This is a genomic window from Colwellia echini, assembly GCF_002843355.2.
Taxonomy (GTDB): Bacteria; Pseudomonadota; Gammaproteobacteria; order Enterobacterales; family Alteromonadaceae; genus Colwellia; species Colwellia echini.
Map to the genome: position 1 here is coordinate 105,182 of NZ_PJAI02000011.1, position 19,782 is coordinate 124,963.

Genomic DNA, 19,782 nt, shown 5'->3' on the forward strand with positions numbered 1-19,782 from the left:
TATGTATTCTTGTTATTTTTTTAGCTATATTTTGTATCTTTAATTTCTCAGTTTGAATTATTTTATTCCGCTATCTCAACCACCTCAGTTTTCGCAGCTAATTGTTTATTAGCAAAAAACTGTACTTGCTGCTTAAATGCTTTTGGATGAATAGGCGAAAATTTTGGTAATTTAATGGTTCGCTCTTTACCTTTCACTTCTATAATTTGTTCAACCCCTTGCCACGGCATAATATAAATCACATTTGGTTGTTCTTGTGAGCCTTTTACTTGGCTTTGGATAATTAACGGTGCTGATTCTGCAGTGTCTACTTCTGCTGAGCTTACCTTTGCTGAGTACGCAATTTGAGACAATAAAAATAATACTGTAAACAATCCGGTAAAAAATAATAAAAAAGGTTTTAAAGCAGTTTGAATATAACGCACCGGTAAGTTATTCATTATTTTCCGCCTCCGTATTTATATTTCCTGGCTCATTTACTGTAACAGTTGCAGATTCATCTAGTTGATCATCTACTGAATCCGTTTCTATATCAATGACACTCTCTGTCATCACATCTTCTGTCGCTGCGTCTTCAACAACTGGAATTTCTAAGCCTGCACGAGTTATTTTTATTTCTAAACCCGCTTGCCAGCGTTTAACTTCTTCATCATCGCTATTGAGTGTTAAATAAGAAGTATAATAACCATGTGCATCAATTAATCGACCTCGATAAAGCTCTAATAGAATAGCCATACTCACTTGAGCATCGTTGAAATCTGGCCAAATAGCGAGTGCGGCTAAGTAACTTTGTTCAGCTTTATTAAATTGTCCCTGTAAACGATAAATTTGTCCCTGTAAATGATGAGCATACAAGTTGAGGTTATTTATACTAATCGCTTTATCGAGTAATGCTTGCGCTTCAACCAACTCACCTTGCTGCTGTGCAATAAGTGCTTTATTAACATAACTGCCTGATAAGTTAGGTTGCGCGAGGATCACTTGATCTAATAAAGCGTCCGCTTGCTGCCACTTTTTAACTTTCATCAAAGCAATTGCTTGTTGATAATCTTCAAGCACTTTATCTGGAACAATTACTGGCGTTTTAGCTTGTTGCTCTTCATATAGATTTATCGCCGGAATATGCTTAACTTTAACTTTAGCTGCCTTACCTACTTCTACCGGATCTTGCCCTACTTTCACCGCATCTGTTTGCAACGTATCTGCATCGTCAGTTGTGTTATTTTTCGCAGCGTTTGTAGTTGCATTTGCTGTAGAGTTGCTGTTTTCTATGTCATCAGTGCTTTCTACAGCAGGCTTTGAAGAACAGCCACTTAGCCATAATGATAAGATTATTGCGAGAATAGCCGCTTTAGTAAATTGCTTGAATAGCATCGCTTGCTCTCTCCTGTTTATTGTATTGTGCTGGGTTTAATTCCGCCAGCGCACTAAAGCTTTGCTCAACCCAATCATCGTAAACATCTTGCCAAGCACGTTGAGCGTTATTGGTATGTATTTCTATGGCCTTATCTTCAAAAGGTATAGCAATGTCTTCAAGTACAAATTGATATTCTTCTAGCTCTAGTTCATCAAGATCGTTAGGTCGCTCTGAAGTCATAATATCTTTCGCTAATTGACTATACATTGTTGCTAAGTTATATGACGCCTGCGGTACAAATTCAGCCATTTGATACGACAATACTTTTTGATAATAACCAACCGCCAACTTCAACGCTTCTTGCTTACGTTTCAAGCTTTTCGCTAGCGGTAAGGTTAACTTAGTCCAAGTAAAGGTTTGCTGATGTGCTTTACCTAAGCCTAACGCAGCATAAGATGCTAGGTATTCAGCTCTGTTAGTAATATTGCTCGATGAATTCCTTAGTTCAATATCATGATATTTCACAATTTTTCGATACCAAAAATATTGCTTATTGGTTTCTTTTTTCTGTAAGTAAAAATCACTTAATTTTAATCTAACTTCTTGCGCTACCACAAACGGTACAGGGTATTTATGAGCGTAGGTTCGATAAGCACTTAATGCTTTATCGGTATCACCTGCCTTTTGATAATATTCTGCGGCTGTGTATTGTGCTTCACGTTTTAACTCTTCTGAATATTTTGCCGCTTCAGGGCCATTAATCATCGCTAACAATTGCGCAGCAGCTAACGACCATTGCTGGGTATTTTCATAAGCTTTAGCTAATTTGGCTGAAATAGATTTACTGTATTCATGTGTTGGATAACGTAGTTTAAAAGCAGACAATACTTCTATGCCTTGCTGCCATTGTTGCTGCTCAAGCAAAATATTACCTGCATCAAACTCGGCATTAAGTCGATAGGTTGACTCAGGTACAACTTGTCCGACACGTAAATAATGTTGTACCGCCATTAACGGTTGCTCTTTTACTAAGCCTTGCGCTTGAAAGTAGATACATGATGCTAATAGCTCACGCATTTCGTTGCGCTTTTTAGCTTGTGCTTTGGTTTGTGCTTTAGTTTGTGCTCTAGCTTTGCTTGTTAGTGGCACATAAGCTAACGCTAATTGATAAGCGCTTTCTGCCTGTACATAATCTTTTTGCTGATACCAACTATTGGCTTGTAATTGACTGGCAATTTGTACTTGTTTCAAAGCAAGTGGTGACAATTTACTTAATTGAACAGGCACAAAACTTGATATTCCGTTAGCTGAACTTAAACCCGAATCAGCGTTTGAGTCTGTTGCTGTTGCAGGTTTATCATTAGTTTCCCTAATCACCAAATGTCGCTGTAAAATAAAGTTACTGTAATAGTTAACCGCCGAATAATCCTGGGCGTAATAAGCGTATTGTGCGGCTTGAGTAGCTAAGGTAAGCACACGACTGTCATAGGGGTAAGTTTGAACAAACAATTGATCTAACTGATTACGGGTGCGTAACAATGTTTTTTGGCTATCCGTTAAGCTAGTGCTATTTAACGAATCAGTTGCTTTAACCTTAGCCGCTTTTAACATCGCCCTTGCCGTTAATGTGGTTGCATAAGCGGCTTCTAAACGTAATTTATACGTTAATTCAGAGCTTATTTGTAATGTTGGTTGCTTTGTTAGACTAGATACTGCAGACGGCGATAACAAGATTAGTTTATCAGTTAACGAAACATCAAAAATCTTATTATAAGCAATTAATTCATAAGCATTTAATGCTTCTTCATATTGCTCTGCTTCAAAATTAGCATCAGCAAAAAGTAACTCATCAGCTAACAAACTTTTACTCAATTTAGGTTTGTTTTTTTCATAATTACTTTGTGGTAGATTAGCCAATTCAAGATAAGTCGCTAAAGCGGTACTAGTGTCTGCAAATGCTTTACGCCTTTCTTTACCTGCTTTTAATTGCTGAGCATGTGCATAGAGTCGACGACTGTGCTGATAACTAAAGCGTAATAAATTAGGTAATATTTCACGATTAATTTCGTCAGCGGTTAAGCGTTCTGAACTGTTCGATTTATGTGCCTGTAACCAAAATTGACTATGAATACCAAATTGCTTTACGTAGTTTTGTTTTAACGTTCTGCTTGCCGTGTACTTACCTTGTTGTTCAAGTAAATCGAGCAAAATTAAAGAGTATCGCGCCGCCCAAATATTATTAGGCTCCATTTTTATATACGCTTGATACGTTAGCTCTGCATCATATTTCAGCTCATTATTAACTAAAAAGTCGGCTAAGTTCTTAAATAAAATATGTCGATAAAGTGATAAATGCGGCAATGATTTTTGCTTAACCGTTAACGCAACTAAAGTTTCAGATTGTTGCTGCTGACTTAACGAGATACTTAACACTCGTTGTATATCAGTTACCAGACTGGCATAGCGTGGGTCTAGTTGAGCAAAAGTAAAATCATGTTGACTGTTTTGCTTGTACTCTTGGCCAACTAAATAATCAAGTAATGCAATAAATTCAATATCTGCTTCTTCTAAACGGTTAAGTTTAAATAATACCCAAGCTGACATATAACGGCTATTTACATAGTAAGCGTCATTATTTTTTACTGAACTAACTTCGTTATAAGCTGCTAAGGCTTGAGGATACTGCTGAAAGTTATAATAAATATCGCCACGTCTAAAGTTCAGCTCTGCGCTATATTGGCTATTAGGGTATTGAGCCAAGAGTGCTTCCATTTGCACTAAACTCTGTTTAGATTTACCTTGAAGATCTAGTGCTTTAGCTAGTTGGTATTGCATCAGCTCATTATCACTACGATCAGGAAATCGAGTGATTAAATCTTGATAAGATACCACTAAAGCAGCCAATGCCTCATCTGATTTCTGTAAACTTTGAGCGTCGTTTAACGGCTCCCCATCCATCAATTCATAGGCTTGGGTATTCATTTGCACTAACCTATATTCTATTTGCGCCCTCACCTCTTCATCCGGCTCTAAAGTTAGTATCGTTCTATATAATTGTGCTAATTTTGTTGCTCGTTGCGATTGGCTTAGGGTAATACTCTCAATTTCGATATTGCCTTGTTCATTCGCTAAATCAGCCAAGGTTTTGCGGTTTGATTGTTCATTATCGGTGGTGCTTTGACAGCCAACTAATCCTGCTAAGGCGATTAAACAAATAATAAGGTTGTTGGTTTTTAAGCATGGCGCAATTTGATTAACTGTTAACTTAGCCATTAACTTAGCAGTTAGCTCCTTGACCAATAAATTAAGAAATGAAGGCATTAATCAGTCTCCTTCATTGTAGAAGGCGGCTGTGAAAAATCTTTTTCAGCTGACGTTTTTTCAGGAGAAGTTATTAATTGACTTGAAAGTCTTTTGTCGGCAACTGCCATGCGCTCTAAAACATTAGCCATACTTTGGCGAGTAGTGAGTACATGCTCGGCTAAAGTAACATTTTGTTCCTCGATATAAGCGTTCACCTTGGCTTTTATTTTTATACTGATTTGTTCTCGTAACTGCGCCAGCTGTGATAATAACGAGATAAGCTGAGTTTCACTTTGGTTATGTTTATTAATACTCAGGTCTATAGCGTCTTGCGTATTAGATATTCTCTCGATATTTTTTTGTTTTGCTGTCGCCTCATCAATAGCCTTATTTAGTTGCTGTAATTGCTTAGTTTGAGCCCAAGAGCGTTGCGGGAATTGCTGTGCTAATTGCCATGCTAATACACCTTCAACTCTCGCTAATCGCTCTTTATATTCTTCGGTATTTTTCTGGGAGCCAATAGCATTTAGCGCCTTGTAACTGTTTTCTATTCTGCTAAGCCACTCTCTTTCTACTTCATTGGCAAAGGCTGCTTTATCTTCATTAGCTAATTGCTGTGCGTGTATTGCAGCCAAACGATCCCGTTCATTATTCAATAGAGCAAAAGTGCCTTGCTCTTCACGTAGTTTTTTACTGGTAACAATCTTTGCTTTACGTTGTTGATTAAGAGTAATGATCTGCGCTAGCCAAGCCGTTTTGTCTTTTAATAATTGTAAGTTAGCTGTTTGCTGATCAATATCTATTAAACTTTGATATAAATTGGCCAATTCAACATCCGCTAGCGCCTGCTGCAACCAAACTGATTTTGGAAAATATTCAACTGTATTAACCACATCAACTCTGTCACCTATGTTTATTACTTCTTGGTTAGGGGGGTGCTGCATTGCTGGTTCAAGCAATACTTCATTTGATAACTGTAAATTAGATAGCTGTGAAACTGAAAATGTCAGTAAATTATGACTTTGATTAAATTCACGAGAAAAATCACTCAAATCTTGCTGACGTTGTACGAAAAAGCTTTCTACACTTTGGTAAGCGCTAACTCCTTGGGCTAAAGATTGCTGTTCACTTACTTGCGCTGCCATCAATTCAGCTGACTGCCAACTTAACGGCGAGTAAGGATAATCTTTAATCAATAAGTTAAGTAAATTAAGGGATATTGTATATTGTTTAACTTGTTGGCTAGCAAAAGCGAATAAAAATAGCGCTGACTCTTGATAAGGGCTTTCCCCTGGGAATGTTTTTAATTCAACAAAAGCTAAATCGTACTGCTGTTGGCTGATATATATTTGTGCGAGTAATAACTTTGCATAATCTTGAATAGCTTGGCTTTGTAACTTAGCAATTTGTAGCTTCTCTGCTGGTGACGTTAGTTTTGCATCATCAATGAATAAGGTTTTCCAAAAACTAGATTCTTCTTCATGCCATGGAGTAACTTTAATTTGCTGTAAAGCGCTAATAGCCAAATCGTAATGTGTTGCATCTGCTTGAGCTAATTCGATTAAGCGTAATGCTTCATTTAACTGAATATAAGGAGAGTTTTCATTAGTACTATCTTCTGGTTTAGCCAGTAGGTTTTTATTTTTCTCAGGCCAATAAGCAAGCTGATTAAGCACATAATACTCTGGATAATATACAGCCGGCACTGTAGTTATTTTAGTTAAAGTATCTTTTGCTTGGCTAATGTCACCTTGTGCTAGATATTGATCGGTGAGCGATAATAACGCGATTAAGCGTAATTCTTTGGCTTTCACCGCTCTTTTTTGATGTTTTTCAGTGTGCTCATCATTATCATCTTCAAGGTTGGCTTTTTCAGCGGCTATTCTTTCTTGCTCCAAAAACGTTTCAAAATTAATTAAGGTTTCTTTTGCAGGCTGTAATAAACCCGCTGACAGTTGTAAACCCGCTTCAAATAAAGCAGACCGACTGTCTAGCTGCGTTAGTTTAGCCTTACTTTGCTCTACTTGGGTTAGTGCTTGAGCAGGATAGCCTTGAAAGTAATAATAAAGCGCTTGGCGATAATATTTATCTTGTAAGTCAGTTTTAATAACTGGCTTATTTTGTTTATTTTTATCTTGCTCATCTTCCGTACTACTTTCCCCATAGACAGTAGTTGTTAGACACATTAGCGTCAGCAATAAAGTTTTAAGAAAAGATGAAAGGCTTACATTAATACGCATAGTTAATTATAAAACCCACTCTTCAACAACTACTTTGCTTCTGTAGGTACTGGTATCATCAACAACCTTAAGCTCAATCATTTGGGCATCGTCATCTTTTTCAAAATCATAACTAGCCGCTCTTTTAACGGTTCGGCCTTCAGGATCTATACCTGTAAAAATAGCGGTTAACTGATACTCACCCACTTTTAAATTGCCTAAATAAAGCTTTTGAATGCCACCTTGCTCTAACGCTTTACGTTGTCGATCGGTATATAAAAATCCCGCGACTTCTTTATTGTCAATTTTAACTTCCACGCTATCTATGGCAAAAAACTGACCTGTATCAACCGAAATAAAAATAGCGATTTGCGTACTCGCAGGAAACAGTAAATCTTCCTCTAAAATAAACAACTCTCGATTAAGTTGCAGTACTTGAGACTTTAAATGTTCAAGCTGTAGTGCCAACTCAGTATCGGATGCAGTATTAGTTTCGTTATTAATCGTCGCTGACTGTTCCGCAATACTGGTAAAACTAATGGCCAGTAATAGCGCACCAATGAATACCCTAACGAAAGTTGTAACTGCTTTTACACTATTAAATTTGTTCATGTTTCTTAATTACCTAAAAATAACAATAAAGTCTTGTTTGAGCTCAGTTTAAAAATACAGACTATATAAAACGCGAATAACATTGGCAGAGAAACCATACAAAGGTTCATTACCTACACCACCTTCTGCCGTGGGGTCTCTAAAGTTTTCATAATCAAATATAAGATGATCCCACTGAATGGAGGCTTCAGAGCGTAAATCACCAAAAGAATATTGCTGTGGCACCAAGTAAGTAACGCTAAAACCTAGCGTTGTATCGTTAAAAGTACTTAGCTCTTTATCACGTGCTAAATAGTTTTGTGCATCTTTGTATGGGAATAAATCACTATAAAAACTGGCTTCGGTTTGTTGGTAATATCGAACATTTAATTCAAGTTCAAACGACTCACCAATAGGGTGTCTGTAAGCAAGTTCGACATCAGAGGCATCAATTCCCCAACTGTCACTAAAATAACGATAATTGGCAAACAGCGCGGCTCGGTAAAATAAAAAATAACTAGCAGAAATTTTGGTTGAAAATGAGTTACGTGTATTTGGATAAACTTCGCTTTGATAACCAACACCAGACGGTTGACTATTATCAACATAACGAACAGTTCGATACGGGTTATTTAAATACCCTTCATCAGCTATGGCGGCGACATTTAAAGTCATGGTTAAGTTTCGCGTTAAGATTTGACTTAAGGCAAAATTTAAACTGTATTGTTTACTCTCTTCAGCAAAAAACTCATCGCCGTTGCGGCTAATTTCATTAGCACCATAGGCTAATCCCATGCTGATATTAGTTAGGTCACCAAAAGTATCTTGAGAGATGTTGAGACTAATAGAGTTACCTAAAAAATCATCTTCTGCACTACGCCTGACATTCACATCAATAATGGTTTTATTATGTAAATATTCAAAGGCTAACTGTACTTCTTTACGCTCTTCTTCATACGGGCTTGCGGTACTCATTACGTCAACGGATGCTGATGAGATACTATCAACATAATAATAAGCTTGTACGGCAATGGATTCAGTGGCTTTTTTACGCAATAAAATTGCCGGCCCATTTATATCCATGCCGCCGCCGTTATAGCCATGATAAAGCACATCAACTCTATCATCTTGCAACACTGCAGCATGAGCACTTTGAGTTGCTATGCTAATAAAGATTGCCACCATTATCAGAAAAAATAAGCGCATATTAATTACAACCACAACCACCGCCACCAGTACCTTCTGCACCGCGTGACGATTCCCGCGCTTCATATACATGAGAAACATGTTTATCGGCGATTGGATGACGACCATTACTCATAATAGGATCAGCCAAATTCTGACGTTCATAAGGTTTCACCCAAGGCTCAATACTTAAACTTGAACATGCCGATAAGCTAATTAAAGACACAACAGCAAAAATAGAGGTGAATATCTGTTTGTGCGGTTTATTAGATGATTTATGACAAGTAAACACGGTTTATTCTCGGATTAGTTTTTTAATAGCTTTAGCATATTTTTTTTCGTAACCTGCTTTATAGCCTTGATACACGTATCTAACTACGCCATCTCTGTCGACAATAACGGTAGTAGGCATGGCTTCAACATCATACACATCAGAAATGGTATTACTGCTATCAAACAGAATTGGGAAAGTTAGCTCTAACCCTTTTAAAAAATCACGTCCTGCTTGGTTTTCTTGTTCAACATTAACCCCCCAAACAGATACACCTAGATCTTGGTATTTTACGTAGAAGTCTTGTAAAACTGGCATTTCGACACGACAAGGACCACACCATGAAGCCCAAAAGTTAAGCACAATAATTTTACCGCGCTGTTCAGTTAATTTAAGGTTTTCGCCAGTTAAACTTTTTAAGGTAAAATCGGGAGCTGGTTTTCCTATTTCTAGGGCATTAGCCGTACTTGCAAGAAAGAGTACACAGGCAAGTAAGCTATTTAAAACCAATATTTTTGTTTTAGAAAATGACATCATTAAATTTATATCCTTCAAAGTGATTTAAGCTATTCAATGCTTAAATATTGAAAACTTAGTGCCGTATAAGTCAGCAATTAAAAGTAAAAAGCAAAGCCGGTGGTAAAGTTTAAGTTATGAGTTGTTTTATTTTCGCCAGCAATATCAGTATCAAAAATATAATCACTCATACCAATGTCCCAAGCAATCCAGTCGTTAAGAAACAACCGTTGGTTCACGCCAAAGTTAACAGTGAATTTTTCATCACCTGCAAACGTTGTTGTGCCGCCACCTAACTCAATTGAGAAAACGCTATTAAGCGCAAAGTCTCTACCCAAAAACACTTCGCCTGGCATTAAATTGTAGCCTATATTTAAACCGTAATAGCTTAATTTACGTTGCTCATCTGTAAGTAGCGGCGGTACATTGACCAAGTTTTCAAAGCTAGTTGTGCCTGCTTCAGACTGCCCGTAAAGTGCTTTAGCGTAAAAAAACTCTGTAATGTGATAACTAAAGTGAGCACTCACCCACGTGTTAGTGCCAAAGTCTTCAATGGACATGATGCCTATTTGCACACCTACTTCAAAATTCTCATTATCAAGAATATCTTCAAGTACGTCTCGCCTTTCAACATCGACATCAACCGTGCTGTTATTTTTTTCATTTGCTTGTGTTGGCGTAATCCAGCTTATAGTAATTAATAAACTCAAAGACACCGCTAAAAGAATACGCTGAAACCTAGTTTCCATATTTGAATCTCTTCGTTGTCATCTCTATCCGTTAATACTAACGAATACTTATACTCAGCGCGTATTATAAAGTTACGTGCTAAATGATATTTCAAGCCAAAAGCGGCGCTCATTAAGGTATTTTGTCGTTTTTCGCTGTCTGCCAATACACTGTGCGGGTTTGTATTAATAATGCCACCGCCAATACCAACATAAGGCGATATTAATAACTCAGGAAAAGGTTGGCTGATTAGCATAGCTTCATAAACATCGCTATCTGAGATAGCGCCTAAAGCTTTACCCGCAGAGAGTTCGCCACTGAATACTGAGCTAAAAAGATAGGCTAATTGCACGCTGTAATAATGAGAGTCGTCAAAATTTCCATACATAAAGCCCGCTTCAAAATCTCTGGCTTGAAAGTCGTTCCATGAAATTTCAGCACTAGTTAAATGTTCGCCTTGCTGTGTGGTTAAACCAAATAGCTCGTCTTGATGTAGCCAACCAATATTGCCACGCTTGTCTGTTACTTTTAGCCAACTTGTGCGTTTAACATCAACGGTAAGCTGTTCACCTTGTTCGACAACATGGATAACAGGGTAACCAATACCTGGACCCGAGTGTAATTCCACAAAGGCCACTTTAATGATTAGAGTGTTAGACGATTTTTGTTCAGTATTTTGTTCAGATTCATTTGCATGCAAACTAGTGCTGAATAAGAAAGTTGCAAAAACAATTCTGACAATCAAAGTAAATTGGCTTACTGAAAAAAGACGCAAGCTAGCTAAGAAAGTAAACAGATTATTCAATAGTAACAAACAATTAAAAATTATTATTTTCATTATATGGCTTTCATTAATAGGTTAATCCTGGCTATAAAATGGGGTGTTATAATATTGCCCCCCAATATCTAACCATTCGCTCAATAATTTTAATTCATGAACAGTTAACATATTTTCGTGACGACCCGTTTTGAACAACTCGAAAAATCGCTCACTTTGCCTCGCACCACTAGTCGATAAAATAGCAGGAACAGTGATTGTTGTCTGTACTGGGATTCGGTTACCTTCCGCGTCTAAAATAAATTCGCCCTCTAAATCCACTTCATAAACAATATTGCCGTTGCTATCAACAACATCTATTAGCTTATTAATCACAATTCCTTCAATCACTTCTTGCTCGGCATCATTAAAAAGTAGTTCACGATACGAGGTTAGGTGATCTGTTTCATCAGTAGATACGCTGTCAGTTAAATCAAGTTGTCCTGCAGGAACTTGTGCAATGTTATCAATATCAACAGGCCCATGACAGTTAGTGCAGGTATTATCGGCGAGTAGCTCTGCCGACTCATCATCAAACACTTGACGAGTTAACAGCCAAAGCGGTTGAATGTGATCAACATAATTAACCTGTAGTCGACAATAAGCGTTCCAACTCGTAAAACAATTGCTGCCTTCAGGCGCTGCGGTTGATAATTCTTGATAGCTATAATTAAGATCTGGGTTTGGTGTAGAAATATCTGGGTTAGTCCATTTATCTTTATAAGTTATATCTGCTGAAAGTTCAGCCAAACCGTTAACCATTTCATCGGCTTGCGCCATCGTTTGTCCGAGTTGCGGAATAATATTTTCTGAGGCATTCGGGTAAGTAGAACCTCCTATAGCAGCGCCACTATTGATACTTGCAGCTTGTGCTTCTATTCGCCCATGAGGTAACTCACTTTGCTGAGTATGACAACCATTACATTCTAGTGTTTCACCTGCTTTAACACTGATCCATTGTCTGTGTCTGCCACCAATACGCTGACCATTACCGTCTAATACACTTATTGCTAAAGGTACATTAGCAGGAATTTTAACTTTTACTGAACCATCGGGCTGAATAGGCGTGTAACCTACAATTTCACGCATTAGCTGATTGCGGCTTCTACCAAAATCAGTATTTGGAATACGTTTAACTTCACGTGGCGGTAGGGGAACACCACGAACGATGCGTAAAAAACGTGCAGGTAAATCTTCAGCCCTAGTTATACTAGGATCACGTAAAGCGCTAATGCCTTGTGGGTTACTATTACTGATTGAAGAATCACTACCGTCGATATCATAAACACTACGAATATGAATAGCGGCTGCTTGTTCGTTCGCCAGTTCCGCAATAAGACCGTTACCAAGTGTTTTATCTGCAATAAAAGCGGGTGCATTGTTAGTTGCTTGCATCACAATAGCTTCGCTGATCATATTGTCTTCGGTTGTTTTAGCGACAATTTGTTGAGTATGGGTGTTACCGTTATATAACCATAATTCATACCAAGGTGTTGCTAACTCAACGCCTTGCTCTACTAATTTTTCAGGAGAGAACTCTTCAGGAGATAATTGGCCACAAGATTTAATGGTTTCTTCATTCGTGCCCGTATTTATAGTTACTCGGCATAAATCCCAGCTTAATAAAAATCTATTACTGTTATCAGGCATAGGGAATAAATGACTTAAACGCCCTGCACTATTAATTTCATCTAAGAAATTAAAATTATAAAAGTCATCTGAAAATAAATCACTTTGTGCGTTGCTTTCATTGATATTTGCTGCTGAAGCGAGTGTTTGTTGGTTATCAATAAACTGATCAATATTTATTAACACAGGCCTTTTTTGATACCCCACGCTTTGTTCTGATGTTAATAATAACAATACATCGCCATTCGGCATTTGCTGTGGTTTTACATAATCAATATCGTATTCTTCATCATCTAAAGTAATTCTTTGAGAGTGCCAACCATAAATAAGTTGATTATCAGTACCATCAGGATTCATACGATATAAGTTGATCTTATTAATACCGCCCATAGTATCCCAGCGGCTATATAAAATTCGTCCATCTTGTAAAACTAATGGGTAAATATCGTTACTCATATTAAAACTGACTTGTTGAATATCACTGCCATCAGCTTGCATAACATGAATATTAAATGCGGAATCTTCTCCTGACTCATTAGTCGCCGTATATTGAGGCTTACCTTCATCTAACAAAATGGCGCGGGATAAACGCTGACGAGTTGAAGCAAAAATAATACGGCCATCAGGTAGGAAAGATGCCATAAGATCATCGCCCTGCTCGGCAATAACTTCACTACTTATAACAGGTAGGAAGCTTTTATCACTTTGTTGGTAGCGCCAGATATTCCACTTGGGTTGTTCGTCATCGTCGGCATCTTCTATTTCTGGTGCTCGAATAGAAACCAAAAATGACTGTCCGTCAGCTGATACACTTAAATCACGAATATCAATAGCTTGAGCTATGTCTTCAGATAAAACTTCACTATCGGTTTCGCTATCAACAACAAAGAGATTAGCGGTGAGAGAAGTCTTAGGGGAATCAGCGAAAGCGTTATTTTTTATAATAAGCGCGGCGCCTGCATTAAACTCTGCGGGATTACGAGCAGAAAACGACACAGGAGTTAACTCTTCTTCTCCTACGCGGTTCAGGCTTCGTTCAATATAAACCACAGGATATTCAACGAGTACCGGATCTGTTTGTCCATTTTCTTGTATTGTTTGATCATTGCAGCCTGTAATCAATAAAGCTACAAGTGCAAATCCGCTACACCATAGCTTCGGATTCATGCATATACCTAAATAATAAAAACTAAAATTGTTAAAAAATCTAAAAACCTTTAAAAACAATACTATGAAATGTTGAGTTTGAGGTTCATTTACCTAGTGAATTATCGACTGTAATACCCGTTGAAATAATTCATTTGCTCGTTCATACATCATTATATACACTGTACTATATATCAAAGTAACAAAGTTGCAACATCGCATCTTCAAGGAGCCTGTATGGAGATGTCACTCCCCCAGCGCATTAAGCGCTTAAAAAAAAGCAGTTATACATTAAAAAACAATAGATTGAGTACTTTTGTTAGGCATATAAAACATAGTTTTGTAACTATAATGTTAATGGTGCTATCAAGCCTAATTATCACTATTTCGTTTACGGTTCAGGCCTCAAGTTTAGAGCAAGCTAAACGGTTGCATGATCGTATTACGGGTGTGCCGCCTTCAATAACAACACTAATTCAAATGAGTGAGTTAATTGAGCAAGGCAAAGCCAATGAAGCGGCTTATATTGCTATGGAGTCTCCTGAGTTTTACTCAACTACCTTAAAAGTTTTTGCCAGCCCTTGGACTAATGAAGATCAAGATATATTTGAACCATTAAATGATTATAGTGCGACTGTCATTGGTGTTATCCGTGATGACATTGATTTTAGACAAATTCTTCAAGGTGATTTTACTTACATTGGTAAGCCTGAACTTAATTTAACACCTTACAGTAAGGTAAATAATACTCATTATGATGAATTAGAAAGTAAGTTCACTAACTTGGCAGAAGGCTTAATACAAGTTAGTCAGTCAAGTTTAAATGGTTTACCAAGTACAGCAACAGCAGGCGTATTAACTTCTCGCGCCGCGGCTAAAGCTTTTTTTTATTTAGGCACTAACCGCGCCATGCTCCGCTTTACCTTGATGAATCATTTATGTACCGACTTAGAGCCTTTAAAAGATAACACCCTGCCACCTGATAGAATTAGACAAGATGTTAGCCGTAGCCCCGGCGGTGATAGTCGATTATTTATTAATAACTGCTCTGGCTGTCATACGGGTATGGATCCATTAGCTCAAGCGTTTGCTTATTATGATTATCAGTTTGATAGTGAAACTGATCCCGACGCTCTTAATGGCTCGATAGATTATAACCAAGCAGCTGATATTGACAGTGCTACAGGCACACGAGTAAAAGCAAAATATCATTTTAATGCCAGCAGTTTTCCTTACGGTTTTGTCACAACTAATGATGATTGGCAAAATTATTGGCGTGAAGGCACCAATCAACGCTTAGGCTGGGATCAATCATTACCCGGAAAAGGCAGTGGCATGAAATCTTTAGGAGAAGAGCTTGCTAATAGTGAAGCTTTTGCGCAGTGCCAAGTTAAAAAAGTATTTAAAGCGGTATGCTTACGTGATGCAGAAAGCAGTGATGATTTATCACAAATACAATTATCAACTAGCTCTTTTAAACAACATTCATATCAACTTAAGCAAGTCTTTGCTGAAGTTGGTGCATATTGCATGGGAGAGTAATGATGTATTTTCCAGCTCAATGTAAACAACCAATTAGTCCGCTAATCAATAAAGCAGTTCATCAATCTATCAAACAAGTAAAAATCTATTTATTACTAAGTCTGGTATTATTAGTTAGTGCATGTGGTGATTCTAAAGTAGAAGAAAAACCACCTATTATCCAAGATACTGGTAACGCGCAATATACGGGTCCCGCGCCAACCACTGAAGACATTCAAAAATTTAAAACTGCGCTTTGGGATAATATGTCAGCGACAGATCGTTGTGGCTCATGTCATACAGAAGGTAATCAAGCGCCTTATTTTGCCAGTAGAGAAAATGTAAATGATGCTTATGCAGCTACAAACCTGCTAGTCACTCTAAGTAAACCAGAAGATTCTCGCTTAGTAACCAAAGTCGCTGGTGGTCACAATTGTTGGTTAGATAGTGATCAAGCCTGTGGTGAAACTATGCAGCAATGGATAAAACTGTGGGCTGATGACAGAGTTAGCACTGCCAACACCATTGAATTAAAAGCACCGGTAATTAAAGAGCCAGGTAGCAGTAAAAACTTCCCTGTTGATAATACTTTATTCGCTACACATGTTTACCCTATTGTGACTCAATATTGTGCAAGTTGTCATAATGAAGCTTCAAGTACCGCTCAATCACCTTTCTTTGCTAGTGATGATATAGATAAAGCCTATGAAATTGCCAAGCAGGTTATCAATTTAGAAAATCCTGAAAAATCACGTTTAGTGCTGCGTTTACGCAGCGAGTTTCATAATTGTTGGAATGATTGTGCTACTAACAGCGATGAAATGGAAACCGCTATCCAAGCAATGAGCGACGAAATTAGTGTTGATATAATATCGCCAGAGATGGTGATATCCAAATCACTATTACTTACCGATGGTTTAGTTGCTTCAAGTGGTGGACGCTTTGAAACCGATGTTATTGCCTTATATCAGTTTAAAACGGGTAGCGGTAACACTGCTTATGATACTTCGGGTATATCTCCTGCCGCTAACTTAACTTTAACGGGCAATGTTGAATGGTTAGGTAGTTGGGGTTTATCATTTACCAATGGTAAAGCACAAGCAAGTACGGCAAATAGTAAAAAGATTCATGATTTAATTACTTCAACCAATGAGTTTTCTGTTGAAGCTTGGGTTACACCAAACAATGTATCGCAAGAAGGTCCCGCAAGAATTGTCAGTTATTCTGCAGGTGATAGCGATAGAAACTTTACCCTAGGGCAAACGCTTTATAATTATGACTTTATGCTACAAACTGCCGACAGTGATAGTAATGGCACTCCGACACTCAGCACACCAAACGATGATGAAGTATTACAAGCTACATTACAGCATGTTGTACTGACTTATTCAGCCATTGAAGGTCGCCGTATTTATGTTAACGGAAAACTAATAGAGATTACTGATGAGGCAATTTCGCCACTTGCAAGCTGGGATGACAGTTTTGCTTTAATATTAGGCCGAGAAGCCTCAAACAATCATGTCTGGCAAGGTAACATTCGTTTGTTAGCTATTTATAATCGTGCCATAACCCAAGCTAATATTGCGCAAAATTATAATGTTGGCGTAGGTGAAAAGTTCTTTTTATTATTCTCTGTAAGCGAACTAGTCGAGCTAGCCAATACGTATATATTATTCGAAGTGAGCCAGTACGATAATTACAGTTATTTATTTACTAATCCTAGTTTAGTGAATTTAGACGGGAAAACCTTGCCTGATGATACTTTATTGAAAGGTTTGCGCATTGGCGTTAATGGTAAAGAAAGTGCGCAAGGGCAAACGTATGCAAACCTTACAAAAAATTTATCTGCAAGTCAGGCGATTACTGAGCCATTAGCACTTTCTCCTCTAGGCACTATTATCGCCTTAGATAAAGGTGCGAGTAATGATGAATTTTTCTTATCATTTGAGCAACTTGGCGAACATAGTAATGTAAGGTCAGCTAATGCATTTACCGCCCCTACTGATACCTTTAATACAACAGATAGCGCTAAAATAGGTTTACGTAACTTTGCCCAAATCAATGCTAGCATGAGCGTATTAACAGGTGTAAATAAAGCATCAGAAAATGTAGCTAAAGTTTATGAACTGGTTAAACAGCAACTGCCAACCCTAACAAGTATCGAAACCTTTATTTCAGCGCAGCAAATGGGTATTACGCAATTAGCTATTGCCTATTGCGATGCGGCTATTGAAGATAATAGCATTCGCGAAACATGGTTTCCTGATATTGATTTAAACGAACCGCCTGCTGATATTTTTAACGACGCAGGTAAAGCAAATTTAATTAACCCGTTATTAGAGCAATTAATGCCGTCAAGTTTAACTACTCAACCGGATAAGTCAGGGGTTTATACTGAATTAGATGCTCTAACAACCCGTTTAGCACAATGTGGCAGTAATTGTGCAGCCAACAGAAGTAAAAGCATTGCTAAAGCTAACTGTGCTGCAGTATTAGCTAGTGCCGTTATGCTGGTTCAGTAACATTTAACATAAAAATAATGACTGAACCTTTAGAAAAGTAAAATAGGAAGTACCCATGAGAAAAACTAAACATTTTCAACCTAATGAACCTTTGTTATTTGGTGATCATAAAGCGCCGATGACACGTCGAGACTTCATTTCTGCTGGCCTTAAAACTGGTGGCCATGCGGTTGCTGGTTTATCTGTTTTTTCTCTATTAGCTAACTCAAAGCAAGCCAACGCAGCTCTTTCAAGTGATATAGAAGCACTAAGAGATAGTTGTGGTATCAGTGCTCAAGGCGCGGGGAAAATTCCTTTTATCAGTTTTGACTTAGCTGGTGGTGCCAATATATCTGGATCTAATGTATTAGTAGGTGGCTTAGGTGGGCAACAAGATTTTTTATCTACCGCAGGTTATAGCAAGCTGGGGATACCTGGGGATATGGCACCAAACATTGCCAATCCTGACACTATGCAATCAGATTTTGTTAATACCGATCTCGGATTAGCTTTTCATTCTGATTCAGCATTTCTACGCGGTATTTTAGAAAAAGTATCAGCAGATACCGCAGCAAAAATTAATGGCGCAGTTATTCCAAGTCGCTCTGATAATGACACTTCTAACAATCCTCATAATCCAATGTATGCAATTGCAGCCGCAGGAGCTAATGGTTCATTAATGCCTCTTGTAGGTTCACGTAATACTGACTCTGGCGGCAACTCAATGGCACCAGCAAGTTTCATTGACTTAAGCGTACGTCCAACCAAAATAGACCGACCTAGCGATGTAACCGGTTTAGTCGATGTAGGGGATTTATTTGATATTCTTTCACAACAAGATGCAGTAGCAGTGATGGAAAGCATACAACGGGTTAGCGCGCAAAAAATGGCAAAAGTAAACAGCCAAGTAACCCGTGATGATGTAATTAAAGATATGGTTAATTGCGGTTATGTTAAAAGTGCCGACCTCGCTGATAGATTTGGTGATCCAACCACTTTAGATCCTGTTGCCGATGTTGATATTGTGGGCCCCGGCGGCATATTCACTCTGGCTGAATTTGACGGCGAACGCGAATTTCAAAAAACAGCTTCTATCATGAAATTAGTGGTGAACGGTTATTCTGGTGCCGGTACAGTGACTATGGGCGGCTTTGATTACCACACTGGAGATCGCAGCACAGGAGAACTTCGTGATTTACGTGCAGGTCGCTGTATGGGCGCTTGTTTAGAATATGCAGCAAGACGTAATCAACCATTAATGATGTATGTCTTTAGTGATGGCTCTGTTGCTAGTAATGGCCGTATTGATGAATCAATGGATGGTCGTGGTAAAGGTGAATGGACTGGTGATAACTCGTCAACTGGCGCTTCATTTTTCTTAGTGTTTAATCCTAGCGGCAAACCAGAGTTAATGGGCGGAAATGCTGACACCCAAGCGCGTAATCAACAGATAGGTTTTATGCGCCCTGACGCTTCTGTAGAAACAGCTTCAGCACCTTCAGCTAACAACGTTAACCTATTAGTACAAACTGTGTTATTAAATTATATGGCGCTGCATGGTGAACAAAACCAGTTTTCAACCTTAGTTCCAGGCCAAGGTTTGGGTAATAGCACCATGTTAGATTCACTAACCGCATTTCAACCTATATACACAGGTTAACAACACATAAAGCAATCCGATAACAGACAGAAAACAAGCAGGTTGTTCCAACCTGTTCGCCTGCAGGGCAGCCTCCTACAACCGAGCCACGGATGACTTGTAGGTATTTGGTGCACCTGTAGGAAGCTGCTCTGCAGCTGAGCCACGAATGACTTGTAGATATTTGGTATACCTGTAGGAAGCTGCCCTGCAGGTGAGCCACGAATGACTTGTAGGTATTTGGTGCACCTGTAGGAAGCTGCCCTGCAGGTGAGCCACGAATGACTTGTAGGTATTTGGTATACCTGTAGGAAGCTGCCCTGCAGGTGAGCCACGAATGACTTGTAGGTATTTGGTG

Annotated in this window: 14 protein-coding genes; 3 read left to right on the top strand and 11 right to left on the bottom strand. The window is 38.3% G+C overall.

From position 1 onward, the window contains the following. Positions 1 to 62: 62 nt before the first annotated feature. The 11 genes from CWS31_RS11095 to CWS31_RS11145 all read right to left on the bottom strand — a co-directional run bounded on the left by CWS31_RS11095 (position 63) and on the right by CWS31_RS11145 (position 13,784). The gene (locus tag CWS31_RS11095) at positions 63 to 440 is read right to left on the bottom strand and encodes a hypothetical protein (RefSeq protein WP_101345324.1); all 378 of its coding nucleotides are present in this window, start codon (positions 438 to 440) and stop codon (positions 63 to 65) included. Beyond that, positions 433 to 1,374 (bottom strand): tetratricopeptide repeat protein, encoded by a 942-nt coding sequence (locus CWS31_RS11100; protein ID WP_101345323.1) that lies wholly within the window; start codon positions 1,372 to 1,374, stop codon positions 433 to 435. Before CWS31_RS11100 ends, CWS31_RS11095 begins: the two co-directional genes overlap by 8 nt. After that, positions 1,352 to 4,678 carry a tetratricopeptide repeat protein gene (locus CWS31_RS11105; protein ID WP_101345322.1) on the bottom strand — a complete coding sequence of 1,109 codons (3,327 nt, stop codon included), beginning with the start codon at positions 4,676 to 4,678 and terminating at the stop codon, positions 1,352 to 1,354. The genes CWS31_RS11100 and CWS31_RS11105 overlap by 23 nt, the downstream gene beginning before the upstream one ends. Further along, a complete protein-coding gene (locus CWS31_RS11110; protein ID WP_148747760.1) occupies positions 4,678 to 6,846 on the bottom strand; it encodes a tetratricopeptide repeat protein in 2,169 nt (722 codons plus the stop codon). The genes CWS31_RS11105 and CWS31_RS11110 overlap by 1 nt, the downstream gene beginning before the upstream one ends. A 60-nt stretch (positions 6,847 to 6,906) precedes the next feature. Further along, positions 6,907 to 7,491 carry an AraC family transcriptional regulator gene (locus CWS31_RS11115; RefSeq protein WP_101345320.1) on the bottom strand — a complete coding sequence of 195 codons (585 nt, stop codon included), beginning with the start codon at positions 7,489 to 7,491 and terminating at the stop codon, positions 6,907 to 6,909. A 48-nt stretch (positions 7,492 to 7,539) separates the two neighbouring features. Continuing rightward, positions 7,540 to 8,676: a DUF3570 domain-containing protein gene (locus CWS31_RS11120; RefSeq protein ID WP_101345573.1), complete on the bottom strand. Its 1,137-nt coding sequence runs from the start codon at positions 8,674 to 8,676 to the stop codon at positions 7,540 to 7,542. A gap of 1 nt (position 8,677) precedes the next feature. Further along, entirely contained in the window at positions 8,678 to 8,905 is a 228-nt protein-coding gene (locus CWS31_RS11125) for a DUF4266 domain-containing protein (protein WP_101345572.1), read from the bottom strand. 45 nt (positions 8,906 to 8,950) lie between these two features. Next, complete coding sequence (locus CWS31_RS11130; protein WP_246143491.1) at positions 8,951 to 9,463, bottom strand: TlpA family protein disulfide reductase; 513 nt, start codon at positions 9,461 to 9,463, stop codon at positions 8,951 to 8,953. Positions 9,464 to 9,540: 77 nt separating this feature from the next. Then, positions 9,541 to 10,191, bottom strand: a complete 651-nt coding sequence (locus CWS31_RS11135; protein ID WP_101345319.1) for an outer membrane beta-barrel domain-containing protein — start codon at positions 10,189 to 10,191, stop codon at positions 9,541 to 9,543. After that, positions 10,161 to 11,009 carry an SH3 domain-containing protein gene (locus tag CWS31_RS11140; protein ID WP_101345318.1) on the bottom strand — a complete coding sequence of 283 codons (849 nt, stop codon included), beginning with the start codon at positions 11,007 to 11,009 and terminating at the stop codon, positions 10,161 to 10,163. The genes CWS31_RS11135 and CWS31_RS11140 overlap by 31 nt, the downstream gene beginning before the upstream one ends. A 21-nt stretch (positions 11,010 to 11,030) precedes the next feature. Beyond that, complete coding sequence (locus tag CWS31_RS11145) at positions 11,031 to 13,784, bottom strand: HzsA-related protein (RefSeq protein WP_101345317.1); 2,754 nt, start codon at positions 13,782 to 13,784, stop codon at positions 11,031 to 11,033. 222 nt (positions 13,785 to 14,006) lie between these two features. Between CWS31_RS11145 and CWS31_RS11150 the strand changes: the two genes are divergently transcribed. The 3 genes from CWS31_RS11150 to CWS31_RS11160 are packed head-to-tail and all read left to right on the top strand — an operon-like array spanning position 14,007 to position 19,445. Beyond that, entirely contained in the window at positions 14,007 to 15,305 is a 1,299-nt protein-coding gene (locus CWS31_RS11150) for a hypothetical protein (RefSeq protein ID WP_246143492.1), read from the top strand. Then, a complete protein-coding gene (locus tag CWS31_RS11155; protein ID WP_246143493.1) occupies positions 15,305 to 17,806 on the top strand; it encodes a LamG domain-containing protein in 2,502 nt (833 codons plus the stop codon). The genes CWS31_RS11150 and CWS31_RS11155 overlap by 1 nt, the downstream gene beginning before the upstream one ends. A 55-nt stretch (positions 17,807 to 17,861) precedes the next feature. Beyond that, positions 17,862 to 19,445, top strand: a complete 1,584-nt coding sequence (locus CWS31_RS11160; protein WP_101345315.1) for a general secretion pathway protein GspF — start codon at positions 17,862 to 17,864, stop codon at positions 19,443 to 19,445. The last annotated feature ends 337 nt before the right edge of the window (positions 19,446 to 19,782 follow it).